The organism is Pseudomonas sp. GZD-222 (genome assembly GCF_049310525.1).
GTDB lineage: Bacteria > Pseudomonadota > Gammaproteobacteria > Pseudomonadales > Pseudomonadaceae > Aquipseudomonas.
Genome location: NZ_JBMOWO010000095.1, coordinates 1 through 12,005, shown reverse-complemented (window position 1 = coordinate 12,005; position 12,005 = coordinate 1). Strand labels below are relative to the sequence as shown.

General features: G+C 60.5%; 11 protein-coding genes and 1 other RNA gene. 6 read left to right on the top strand and 6 right to left on the bottom strand.

What is annotated here, in order from left to right; all coding sequences use genetic code 11:
* The first annotated feature begins 2 nt into the window (after positions 1-2).
* The 5 genes from ccoS (at position 3) to ACO6VD_RS17790 (ending at position 3,874) form a co-directional block, all read left to right on the top strand.
* A complete protein-coding gene (gene ccoS / locus ACO6VD_RS17810) occupies positions 3-215 on the top strand; it encodes a cbb3-type cytochrome oxidase assembly protein CcoS (protein WP_038613194.1) in 213 nt (70 codons plus the stop codon).
* Complete coding sequence (locus tag ACO6VD_RS17805) at positions 208-891, top strand: sulfite exporter TauE/SafE family protein (protein ID WP_422420957.1); 684 nt, start codon at positions 208-210, stop codon at positions 889-891. The genes ccoS and ACO6VD_RS17805 overlap by 8 nt, the downstream gene beginning before the upstream one ends.
* An 83-nt stretch (positions 892-974) precedes the next feature.
* Positions 975-2,357 (top strand): oxygen-independent coproporphyrinogen III oxidase, encoded by a 1,383-nt coding sequence (gene hemN / locus ACO6VD_RS17800; RefSeq protein WP_422420956.1) that lies wholly within the window; start codon positions 975-977, stop codon positions 2,355-2,357.
* 178 nt (positions 2,358-2,535) lie between these two features.
* Entirely contained in the window at positions 2,536-3,270 is a 735-nt protein-coding gene (gene fnrA, locus ACO6VD_RS17795; RefSeq protein ID WP_400173465.1) for a Crp/Fnr family transcriptional regulator FnrA, read from the top strand.
* 55 nt (positions 3,271-3,325) lie between these two features.
* Positions 3,326-3,874 carry an adenine phosphoribosyltransferase gene (locus ACO6VD_RS17790; protein ID WP_422420953.1) on the top strand — a complete coding sequence of 183 codons (549 nt, stop codon included), beginning with the start codon at positions 3,326-3,328 and terminating at the stop codon, positions 3,872-3,874.
* Between the two features lie 100 nt (positions 3,875-3,974).
* Here the strand turns inward: ACO6VD_RS17790 and recR are convergent, their stop codons facing one another.
* The 3 genes from recR to dnaX form a co-directional block, all read right to left on the bottom strand.
* Entirely contained in the window at positions 3,975-4,577 is a 603-nt protein-coding gene (gene recR / locus ACO6VD_RS17785; RefSeq protein ID WP_038613204.1) for a recombination mediator RecR, read from the bottom strand.
* 96 nt (positions 4,578-4,673) lie between these two features.
* Positions 4,674-5,000, bottom strand: a complete 327-nt coding sequence (locus ACO6VD_RS17780) for a YbaB/EbfC family nucleoid-associated protein (protein WP_028945400.1) — start codon at positions 4,998-5,000, stop codon at positions 4,674-4,676.
* Between the two features lie 70 nt (positions 5,001-5,070).
* The gene (dnaX, locus tag ACO6VD_RS17775) at positions 5,071-7,131 is read right to left on the bottom strand and encodes a DNA polymerase III subunit gamma/tau (RefSeq protein WP_422420951.1); all 2,061 of its coding nucleotides are present in this window, start codon (positions 7,129-7,131) and stop codon (positions 5,071-5,073) included.
* A 129-nt stretch (positions 7,132-7,260) separates the two neighbouring features.
* Between dnaX and ACO6VD_RS17770 the strand changes: the two genes are divergently transcribed.
* Positions 7,261-8,049, top strand: coding sequence for a substrate-binding periplasmic protein (locus ACO6VD_RS17770; protein WP_422420950.1), 789 nt, complete (start codon positions 7,261-7,263; stop codon positions 8,047-8,049).
* Between the two features lie 53 nt (positions 8,050-8,102).
* On the opposite strand, the gene ffs is transcribed toward ACO6VD_RS17770, so the two are convergent.
* The 3 genes from ffs to ligA all read right to left on the bottom strand — a co-directional run bounded on the left by ffs (position 8,103) and on the right by ligA (position 11,869).
* An RNA gene (gene ffs / locus ACO6VD_RS17765) (signal recognition particle sRNA small type) lies at positions 8,103-8,199 on the bottom strand.
* Positions 8,200-8,314: 115 nt separating this feature from the next.
* Entirely contained in the window at positions 8,315-9,454 is a 1,140-nt protein-coding gene (locus ACO6VD_RS17760; protein ID WP_422420949.1) for a zinc-binding metallopeptidase family protein, read from the bottom strand.
* A gap of 60 nt (positions 9,455-9,514) precedes the next feature.
* The gene (gene ligA, locus ACO6VD_RS17755; RefSeq protein WP_422420947.1) at positions 9,515-11,869 is read right to left on the bottom strand and encodes an NAD-dependent DNA ligase LigA; all 2,355 of its coding nucleotides are present in this window, start codon (positions 11,867-11,869) and stop codon (positions 9,515-9,517) included.
* Between the last annotated feature and the right edge of the window lie 136 nt (positions 11,870-12,005).

Below are 12,005 nucleotides of genomic sequence, written 5' to 3'. Positions count from 1 at the left end.
CCATGCCCGCGCTTTACATCATGATCCCGGCCGCGCTGCTGATCGTCGCCATCGCCATCTACATCTTCTTCTGGGCGGTGGACAGCGGCCAGTACGACGACCTCGACAGCCCGGCCCACAGCATCCTGTTCGACGACCAGGACCCACAGCACACGGCGGCCATGGACGAAGCCGACGGCAAGAAACCCGACGACGGCGCTCCTCCCCGTGCTTGACCTGCTGCCCCTGCTCAGCTCAGCGCTGATTCTCGGCCTGCTTGGCGGCGGCCACTGCCTGGGCATGTGTGGCGGCCTGATGGGCGCCCTGACCCTGGCCACCCCCAAGGAACAGCGCAGCCGGCGCTTTCGCCTGCTGCTGGCCTACAACCTGGGACGCATCTGCAGCTACGCCCTCGCCGGCCTGCTGCTCGGCCTGGCCGGCTGGGCCGTGGCCAACAGCCCGGTAGCGGTGGGCATGCGCGTGCTCGCCGCCTTGCTGCTGATCAGCATGGGCTTGTACCTGGCCGGCTGGTGGAGCGGCCTGACCCGCATCGAAGGCCTCGGGCGCGGTTTGTGGCGCCATATCCAGCCAGTGGCCAACCGCCTGCTGCCGGTCTCCAGCCTGCCCCGCGCCCTGCTGCTGGGCGCCCTGTGGGGCTGGCTGCCGTGCGGCCTGGTCTACAGCACCCTGCTCTGGGCCGCGAGCCAGGGTAACGCTGCGGACAGCGCGCTGCTGATGCTGGCCTTCGGCCTTGGCACCTGGCCGGTGCTGCTGGCCACGGGGCTGGCCGCAGAACGCACCAGTGCCTTGTTGCGCAAGCGAGGTGTTCGAGTCGCCGGCGGTGTGCTGGTAATCCTGTTCGGCATCTGGACCCTGCCCGGCCCGCACCAGCACTGGCTTATGGGCCACTGAAGCGCCTTTGATACAAATCAAGACAGGCTCTTTACCGCGACCCTAGACTTCGGGCACTGCTGCTCATTCTGGGAATCGCCCACATGCTCGACGCACTCCGTTGGGACCCCGACCTGATCCGTCGCTACGACCTGTCCGGCCCACGCTACACCTCTTATCCAACCGCGGTGCAACTGCACAGCGAAGTCGGCTCCTTCGACCTGCTCCATGCCCTGCGCGACAGCCGCCGCGCCGTACGCCCGCTGTCGCTGTACGTGCATGTGCCGTTCTGCGCCAACATCTGCTACTACTGCGCCTGCAACAAGGTCATCACCAAGGACCGTGCCCGCGCCCAGCCCTACCTGCAGCGCCTGGAGCAGGAAATCCAGCTGATCGCCTGCCACCTCGACCCCAAGCAGACGGTTGAGCAACTGCATTTCGGTGGCGGTACCCCGACCTTTCTCAGTCACACCGAACTGCGCCAGTTGATGGCCCACTTGCGCCAGCATTTCAATCTGCTGGACGACGACTCCGGTGACTACGGCATCGAGATCGATCCTCGGGAAGCCGACTGGCCGACCATGGGCCTGCTGCGCGAGCTGGGCTTCAACCGGGTCAGCCTTGGCGTTCAGGACCTCGACCCCGCGGTACAACGGGCGATCAACCGCCTGCAAAGCCTGGAGCAGACCCGGGCGATTATCGACGCGGCGCGCACCCTGCAGTTTCGCTCGATCAACATCGACCTGATCTACGGCTTGCCCAAGCAGACCCCGGAAGGCTTTGCCCGCACCGTGGACGAAATCATCAAATTGCAGCCCGACCGCCTGTCGGTGTTCAACTATGCCCACCTGCCTGAGCGCTTCATGCCCCAGCGGCGCATCGACAGCGACGACCTGCCGGCACCTGCAGCCAAGCTGGAGATGCTGCACAGAACCATCGAGCAGCTGACTGCCGCAGGCTACCGCTATATCGGCATGGACCATTTCGCCCTGCCCGACGACGAACTGGCCATCGCCCAGGAAGAATCGACCCTGCAGCGCAACTTCCAGGGTTACACCACCCACGGCCATTGCGACCTGATTGGCCTCGGCGTCTCGGCCATCAGCCAGATTGGCGACCTGTACTGCCAGAACACCAGTGACCTGAACAGTTACCAGGACACCCTGTCCAGCGCCCAGTTGGCGACCAGCCGTGGCCTGATCTGCACTGCCGATGATCGCCTGCGCCGTGCAGTGATACAGCAGCTGATTTGCCACTTCGAACTGGATTTCGACAGCATCGAGCAGGCCTTCACCATCGATTTTCGCGGCTACTTCAAGGATCAGTGGCCCGCCCTGCAAGCGATGCACGACGACGGCCTGATCAGCCTCAGTAATCAGGGCATCCAGGTTTTGCCCGCCGGCCGCCTGCTGGTGCGCTCGGTGTGCATGGTGTTTGACGCCTACCTCGGCCTGCACAGCCAGCAACGCTTCTCCCGGGGCATCTGACCCTGCGCGGCACGGACGTTGTTTACAGTCATACTTGTAAAGCACACTATGTTTAAGGGAGGTCGGACGATACGCCGCACCTCAACCAGCGCACCCTACCCGGGTGCGGGCTGGCCGAAACCCCATGCCCTGAGTTACCCTTACGGCTTATGTGTGCTTTACACCAAGGAATGAAGAAATGTCCGAGCCAGTTAAACTGCGCCCTCACAACCAGGCCCATTGCAAGGATTGCAGCCTGGCGCCTCTGTGCCTGCCATTGTCGTTGAACTTGGAAGACATGGATGCACTGGATGAAATCGTCAAACGCGGGCGACCGCTGAAGAAAGGCGAATTTCTGTTCCGTCAGGGCGACAACTTCGCTTCGGTCTACGCAGTGCGCTCCGGCGCCCTGAAAACCTTCAGCCTCAGCGACAGCGGCGAAGAGCAGATCACCGGCTTCCACCTGCCCAGCGAACTGGTCGGCCTGTCCGGCATGGACACCGAAGCCTACCCGGTTTCGGCCCAGGCCCAGGAAACTACCTCGGTCTGTGAAATTCCCTTCGAACGCCTCGACGAGCTGTCGGTCCAGCTGCCACAGCTGCGCCGCCAGCTGATGCGGGTGATGAGCCGCGAAATTCGCGATGATCAGCAAATGATGCTGCTGTTGTCGAAGAAAACCGCCGACGAGCGCATCGCCACCTTCCTGGTCAACCTCTCGGCGCGCTTCCGTGCCCGTGGTTATTCCGCCAACCAGTTCCGCCTGAGCATGTCGCGCAACGAAATCGGCAACTATCTGGGCCTGGCCGTGGAAACTGTTTCACGGGTTTTCACCCGCTTCCAGCAGAGCGGCCTGATCGCCGCCGAAGGCAAGGAAATCCACATCCTTGACCCGATCCAGCTGTGTGCCCTGGCGGGTGGTGCGGTAGAGAGCTGACCCCGCAGGATACAGGTATACTGGCGGGCATTCGTTTTTCAGGATACCCGCCCCCATGCACAGCGATACCTTCGACCTCAAAGCCCTGATCCGCCCGGTACCGGACTTCCCGAAAGCCGGGGTGATCTTTCGCGATATCACGCCACTGTTCCAGTCACCCCGGGGCTTGCGCCACGTGGCTGACGCCTTCATCGAGCGTTATGTCGAGGCCGAGTTCAGCCATATCGGCGCCATGGACGCCCGCGGCTTTCTGATTGGCTCGATCATCGCCCACCAGTTGAACAAACCCCTGATCCTGTTCCGCAAGCAGGGCAAACTGCCGGCCGATGTGCTGTCCGAAGGCTACCAGACCGAATACGGCGAGGCGTTCCTCGAAGTACACGCCGACAGCCTGTGTGAAGGCGACTCGGTGCTGATTTTCGATGACCTGATTGCCACTGGCGGCACCTTCGTGGCAGCGGCCAACCTGGTGCGCCGCATGGGTGCGGAAGTATTCGAGGCGGCGGCGATCATTGATCTGCCGGAACTGGGTGGTTCGCAGAAACTGCAGGCGATGGGCATTCCAACCTTCTGCCTGACCGAGTTCTCGCTGAGCGAATACTGAGTTTCAATCGCGGGGCAAGCCCGCTCCCACAGGGCAACCTACTTATTGGGTGCAGTTCAACTTGTGGGAGCGGGCTTGCCCCGCGATGTAACCTCCAGCCTCACAACGAAATCGGCTTGCGCCCCGCAAAGGAGTGCGCCAGCGTCCCGCCATCCACCAGTTCCAACTCCCCACCCAGCGGCACGCCATGGGCGATACGCGAGGCCACCAGGCCCTTGTCGGCCAGCAACTGGGCAATGTAGTGAGCCGTAGCCTCACCTTCCACCGTCGGGTTGGTCGCCAGGATCACCTCGGTAAAGGTGCCCTGCTCTTCGATACGCGCCATCAACTGCGGTATACCGATCGCCTCAGGCCCCAGCCCGTCCAGCGGTGACAGGTGTCCCTTGAGCACGAAGTAGCGACCGCGATAACCGGTCTGCTCCACCGCATAGACATCCATCGGCCCCTCGACCACACACAGCAGCGTGTCGTCACGGCGCGTATCAGCGCACTGGGGGCACAGTTCCTGTTCTGTCAGGGTTCGGCATTGACGACAGTGCCCAACGCCTTCCATGGCCTGGCTAAGGGCCTGGGCGAGGCGTGTGCCGCCACTGCGGTCGCGTTCGAGCAACTGCAGGGCCATGCGCTGAGCGGTTTTCTGGCCGACGCCGGGCAAAATGCGCAAGGCATCGATCAGTTGGCGAATCAGGGGACTGAAGCTCATGGGCATTAACCTGGATTATCAATAAGCGCGAGAAAAACGACGATGGGAGCAACGACCTCACAGCCGTGCTCCCACCTGGGTACTACATGTGCCGACTCAGAATGGCATCTTGAAACCCGGTGGCAGTTGCATGCCAGCGGTCATGCCACCCATTTTTTCCTGGCTGTTCTGCTCGACCTTGCGCACGGCGTCGTTGACGGCGGCAGCGATCAGGTCTTCCAGCACTTCCTTGTCTTCCTGCATCAGGCTGTCGTCCAGGCTGATGCGCTTGACGTCATGACGACCGGTCATCACCACGCTCACCAGGCCTGCGCCCGATTGGCCGGTCACTTCGGCGTTGGCCAGTTCTTCCTGCATCTTGGCCATTTTTTCCTGCATCTGCTGGGCCTGCTTCATCAGGCCGGCCATGCCACCTTTCATCATGGGGGATCACCTCAAATTTGAACTTACGGGGTGCGGCGAGGGCGTGGCCCGGGCCGCTTGTGTCATTCGGTCATTCGCCCTGGGCTACCTGGGCGTCTACAGGCTCAATGGTATCGTGTCGAACCATCGCGCCAAACTGCTTGATCATCTGCTGGATGAGCGGATCAGCCTCGATTGCAGCCTCCGCCTCACCCTGGCGCTCGGCACGCTTGCGAGCCGCCGCCTGGGCCGGGGTTTCCTGCTCCGGGCGAATCAGCTCGATGGACAATTTGAGCGTGCGCCCGAAATGCTGGTTCAACGCATCGTTGAGACGACGCTGCTGGGTGGCATTGAACAGCGCGCTATGCGCCGGGTCCAGATGCAGCAGCCAGTCATCGCCTTCGGCGGCAATCAACGTACAGTTGGCGGCGATACTGCCGGTCATCCCGGAGATCGGCAAGTGCGGGAATAATTCCAGCCATTGCAACGCCAGGCCGGTGGCGGGCATGGCCGCAGGCGAAGGCTCAGGCGTTACCGCCGGCGCTTGCTCATGGACATGCTCAATCGCCAGTTCATCCAGATAACTGTAGCTGGCCGGATCCATTTCCGGCTCGTAGTAGTCTTCGTCCAGCGGTGGCTCGTCATCACGATCCATGCCTGCGGGGCTGTAGCCGATGTTGTCATCATGAGGCGGCTCGTCCTGGCGAACAGCAGCCTGGACCGGCGCAGGCGCCGCTTGTGGCGGTTCGACTGCCGGCTCAGGGGCGGGCACGGCCTCAGGCTCGGCAGCAGGCTCAAGCGGGGCAGGATCGTTCCACGGCAGATCGACAACCGGCTCCGGCGCCTCGAGCTTGACTTCAACCGGCGCGGGCTCAGGCTCTGGTTCTGGCTCAGCAACTGGCTCCGGCTCTGGAGTCACCGCTACAGGTGTGGGCGCCGGTTCGACAACCGGCGGAGCAATCACAGCAGGCGCAGCCGCACTGGCTGCTGCCACCGTACTTGCCGAATCAGCTGTGGCCTGGCTGATCCCCACCGGCTTTAGCACCGGCGTCGGTGCGTCATCGGTATCGGCCGGGCGGAACGCCAGCATGCGCAGCAGCACCATCTCGAAGCCACCGCGTGGCTCGGGTGCCAAGGGCAGGTCACGGCGTCCGATCAAACCCATCTGGTAGTAGAACTGTACGTCCTCGGCGGGCAGCGCCTGCGCCAGGGCCAATACCCGGTCGCGATCGCCCTGGCCGTTATCCACCGCCTCAGGCAGCGCCTGGGCAATGGCGACGCGATGCAGCACATTGAGCATCTCGGCCAGCACGCCGTTCCAGTCGGGGCCCTGCTCGGCCAGGTGACGCACCGCTTCGAGCAAAGCCCTGGCATCACCTTCGAGCAGCGCCTGCAGCACGCCATAGACCTGCCCGTGATCGAGGGTGCCGAGCATGGCCCGCACATCCGCGGCCAACACCTTGCCTTCACCGAAGGCAATGGCCTGGTCGGTCAGGCTCATGGCATCACGCATCGAGCCGTCGGCCGCACGACCAAGCAGCCACAAAGCATCGTCTTCAAACGGAACGTTCTCGGCACTCAGCACATGACTCAAGTGCTCGACCACCCGCTCGGGGGTCATGTTCTTCAGCGAAAACTGCAGGCAGCGCGAGAGGATGGTCGCCGGCAGTTTCTGCGGGTCAGTGGTGGCGAGGATGAACTTGACGTAGGGCGGCGGCTCTTCCAGCGTCTTCAACAAGGCGTTGAACGAGTGGCTGGAAAGCATGTGCACTTCATCGATCAGGTAGACCTTGAAGCGCCCGCGGCTTGGCGCGTACTGCACGTTGTCGAGCAGTTCGCGGGTGTCTTCGACCTTGGTGCGGCTGGCGGCGTCGATCTCGATCAGGTCAACGAAACGCCCCTCGTCGATTTCCCGGCATACCGAACAGGTACCGCAGGGGGTCGAGGTAATGCCGGTTTCGCAGTTCAGGCACTTGGCGATGATCCGCGCGATAGTGGTCTTGCCCACGCCGCGGGTACCGGTGAACAGGTAGGCATGGTGCAGGCGCTGGTTGTCCAGGGCGTTGATCAAGGCCTTGAGCACATGGGTCTGGCCGACCATTTCGCGGAACGAGCGCGGACGCCATTTACGTGCAAGAACCTGATAACTCATCGAAAACCGTCAAATAGATAGACCAAAGACCGCTAATCCTAGCGGAGCAGGCCTGAAATTGCATCCGCTATGCAGCCTGACGTATAAGCTTTGTTCGCCGGGATGCCGATGCTGCACAGGGAGAAGTGGATGCGCTGGGTTTTGAGCCTGCTTATGTTGTACGTCGGTTACCTGCCGGCGCATGAGTTACCGCCTTTGCGCTTTGCCATCGCCGACAGTTGGACCATGCCGCTGATACGCCTGGAAAACAACCAGCCCGTGGAAGGCATCATGTTCGAGCTGATGAACAGCCTCGCCAGTCATGTGCAGCGTCGCCCTGAATTTCACGTAATGCCACGCTTGCGCCTGCAGACAGCGATGGAGCGCGGCAACGTAGATGTGCGCTGTTTCGTCATGCCCTCCTGGAGCAGCGGGCAGTCAGACAACTTCAGCTGGAGCCCACCGCTGTTCAAGCAGCGCGACTGGCTGGTAGCCCGCGCTCAGGAAGCAACGCCAAAGCGCCTGGCGGACATCCCCAGCGAAGTGATCGGCACTGTCCTCGGCTTTAACTACCCTGCCCTGCAGGGGCAATTTGACAGCGGCCACTTCAAACGTGACGACGCCCGTAACCAGTTGCAAGTGCTGCAGATGCTGCAAGCCGGTCGCTACCGTTATGCGGTCAGCAACCAGCTGAGCCTGGACTGGTTCAACCGCTCGCTACCCGAAGCGCAACGCTTCAAGCCAGTGGCAATGCTGGAGGAACAGGCACTGAGCTGCTACATGCGCAATGATCCTGAGGTGCCCGCGCAAGGTATTCTGCGCAGCCTCGAAGCGATGAAGAAGTCTGGGGCAATCGAGCGCATGATCAATCGCCATACAGCAGTACCGGACGACCAGACGCAAGCAGGCACGACGATACGCGCAATACAGGATGATTAAAACGAAGGGGGATTTGAAACAGGTACAAGCGCCTGGCTTGAAATAGGTGGCGACCCCACCAGCCACACCCCGGCACTCGATGTTCCCGCTATGGCTGCTCCCTTCCGGGCCTGACCAGGTTAACGGGTAATCAATGCGGGGGGACCGATGGGGTCACCATAACGCAGCTCATCTGGCGACGAGCCGCGCCATTGTACCGGCATCAAGTGAAGATACAACCTCTAATTCAAAAAAAACCATCACCACTCAATGACTTGGCTCTGCCCTACGGCACCTGCCGGGTAATCCGCAGGTGGATAAAGTGCAGTTTGGCCACTACCGGCTTGCCCAGCACGAAGGGGTAGAAATCCACCTGCCCCATGCTGCGCGACAGTTCGTTGAGCATTGCCGAGAGTTCAACCCAGGCATTGAGAAACGCCAGGAAGCGATCCCCGTGCGGGTCATCCGGGCGGTACAGGTCCTCGGTCTGGAAAGGCGGATAGTCGAGGTCCAGGCTGCTGGCGTTCATGCCCAAGGCCAAGGCGGTGTCCAGGGCATCGGTCATGTGCAGGTAATGCGCCCAGGTTTCCGCCCAGTCTTCCCACGGGTGCATGGTTGCGTATGCGCTGACATGGGCCTGCGCCCAATCGCTTGGCGCGCCCTGCTGATAATGCCGTTCGAGGGCTTCGGCGTAGCTCTGGCGCTCGTCGCCGAACAACGCGCGAAATTCCTCCTGCCATATTGAATCTGCGATCAGCCGATCCCAGTAGTAATGCCCCACTTCATGGCGCAGGTGACCGAGCAAGGTTCGATAGGGCTCGTGCAACTGCACCCGCACTCGCTCCCGCCAGTCGTCGTCGGCCTCGCGCACATCCAGGGTGATCAGACCATTGGCATGGCCGGTGGTAGGCGCATTGCCTTCAAGGTCTACGCCGATAAAGTCAAACGCCAGGCCTTCAGGGTGTTGCTCGCTTTTCGGCTCGACGACCAGGCCCAGGTGCAGCAATTGCGCGGTCAGGCGACGCTTGGCTGTTTCCAGCTTGCGCCAGCGCGAATGGTTTTCCACCAGCGACAGGTCAGGGATGGTGCGGTTCAGGCGACAGGCCAGGCACAGGCTGTGAGGGTCGTCAGCGGCCAGCAGCCAGTTGCAGGCCGCTGGGGTATCGAGATTGGCGCAACGGCGCAAGGCACCGGCTTCAGGCTCGCCATCGAGCAACCAGAGCCCTTCGCCAGGCCCGGGCGCCAGGCTGGCGACCAGGTTGCCCTGTGGCCAGTAGCCCAGCGCCGCCTGACAGGCCAGGCACTGGCTGTTGCGAAAAAACACCGACTGCCCGCACTGGCATTGCCAGACCCGATCCGGCCGTTGCTCGCGACTGACAAAGGTCGCGGCAATCCTGGCGCCCAGCTGCTCGAAAAAACGGTACATGCGATCCCTCCTGGCGGCTTGCCAAGACTAGACCATGGAGACCACCATGCGTTGCCGTGTTTACACAGCGATACCGTGTTCAGCGAGGAAGGTCACGAAAGTATCCTCGTCCAGCACCTTGAGCCCCAGCTCGTTGGCCTTGGCCAGTTTGGAGCCAGCACCAGGGCCGGCAACCACGCAATGGGTCTTGGCCGACACCGACCCCGCGACCTTGGCACCCAGGCTTTCCAGCTTGTCCTTGGCGACGTCGCGGCTCATGCGCTCAAGGGAACCGGTCAGCACCCAGGTCTGGCCGGCCAGCGGCAAGCCGGCAGCGACTTTCTTCTCGCTCGACCAGTGCATGCCGAATTCACGCAGTTGTTGGTCGATTCTGCGCACCTTTCCTTTCGTGGCTTCATCTGCAAAAAAAACGCGCAAAGCATTCTTGGCGTTTTGACTCACTCCCTTGAAAGAGCTCAGCGATAGCCAATCCTGACTAAACTCAATCAGGCCTTCGATATCTTTCACCTTTTCCGCCAGCTTGGCCGCCCCCGTGATTGCAATCCCGGTGATATCAAGCCTGACGACAAACTGCTCCAATGTCGCTCGGACCGGCTGTGTCATGCTCTCCTCTGTTGGAAGACCATACTCTTTCAGATCCGTGATGACCTGAGCGTTGTGGTCATCTGCAAAAAAAGAATGAATCTCGTGAGCAGCCTCCACACCGACATCCGGTAGATAAGTCAGCACTTCAGGCATAGCTACACCAATACGTTCAAGAGACCCCAAGGATCGGGCCAACACTTTGGCGGTTTCTTCTCCGATCCCGGGAATTCCCAACGCAAAGACAAGCCGAGCCAATCCAGGCTGCTTACTATCCCTGATCGCCTGTAGGAGTTTTTTAGCGGAGACCTCTGCAAAGCCTTCTAAATCAATCAACTGCTCGAACTTAAGCTGATACAGGTCCGCCGGCGATCGAATCAGCCCTTCATCAACCAGCTGTTCCACGCTCTTGTCCCCGAGGCCATCTATATCCATAGCTCTTCTAGATACAAAGTGTGCAATGGCCTGCTTGAGTTGCGCCTTGCAAGCAAGTCGTCCGGTGCAACGATAAACCGCTCCCGGCACCGCACTAATGCGACCCTTAGCACGCTTCCGCAGTTGTGTAGGCTCTACAGGAGAACCACACACCGGGCACGTTGATGGAACAGGAATGTGCTTAGCATCAGCGGGGCGCTTCTCTGTAACAACGCTAACCACCTGCGGAATCACATCCCCCGCGCGCCGGACCAACACGGTGTCCCCGATCAACAGGCCTAACCGATGAATTTCTCCCATATTGTGCAATGTGGCATTTGACACGATGACACCTGCAACCTGAACAGGCTCCAATCGCGCAACAGGCGTGACAGCCCCCGTTCTCCCGACTTGAAACTCAACATCAATAACCTGCGTTTCGCGCTCTACAGGCGGGTACTTATGAGCTAACGCCCACCGCGGCTCACGAGCGCGAAAGCCCAATTTCCGCTGATCCGCGACGCTATTGACCTTATAAACGACACCATCAATATCATAAGCCAGCTCATCCCGACGCTGCCCAATCGCTTCGTGGTATCGCATGCACTCGTCGATACCCTCAACAATCTTCAGCTCATTACTTACCGGCAGCCCCCAGGCTTTCAATTGCCGCAGTATTTCGCCATGACTACCAGGAACACCTTGATGTCCTTCCGGCACACCGTAGGAGCAAAATGTTAAAGGTCGGCTTTTGGTAATATTCGAGTCAAGCTGCCTCAAACTGCCGGCAGCAGCGTTTCTCGGGTTTGCGAACGTTTTTTTACCCAACTCCTCCTGAGAAGCGTTCAACTGCTCCAAGCCGGCCTTGGTCATGTAGACTTCGCCACGCACCTCAAGCACACCGGGCCAATCGCTACCCTTAAGCTTTTTCGGAACAGACTTTATTGTCCGAATATTTTCAAGCACATCTTCGCCTGTAGTGCCATCGCCTCGGGTGCCCGCCCTGGCCAATTCACCATTTCGATAGATGATACTCACAGCTAACCCGTCGAGCTTTGGCTCACAAGCGTAAGTCACCAAAGCGCTTTCACCGAAAAGATCGGCCTTAACCAACCCCAGCCCTTCAACAACACGCCGATCAAAATCTCGAACCTGAGTCTCGTCGAAAACACTCTGAATGCTAAGCATCGGTACATCATGGGTGACCTGTTTAAAACCAGGCAGTGTCGCCCCTCCCACCGTCAGAGTTGGCGAGTCTTCACTGCCGAACTCAGGATGCTCAGCCTCCAGCCTCAGCAACTCACTGAAAAGTAAGTCGTACTCGGCATCTGAAATGCTGGGTTCGTCCTGCTCGTAGTACAGGCGATTGTGCTCGCGGATCTCTGCTCGCAGTTCAAGGATTCGGGATTCGGCGGTCATTTTCGTATTCTCTTGCAAAGCAAAAGAGCAGCCTGGGCTGCTCTTGCGTGTTCGGGGTCGGCCTTGAGGGCCTCATCGCGGGGCAAGCCCGCTCCTCCCCATAGGGGAGGGGGTGGTCTCCGCGTTTTTTTTGTTT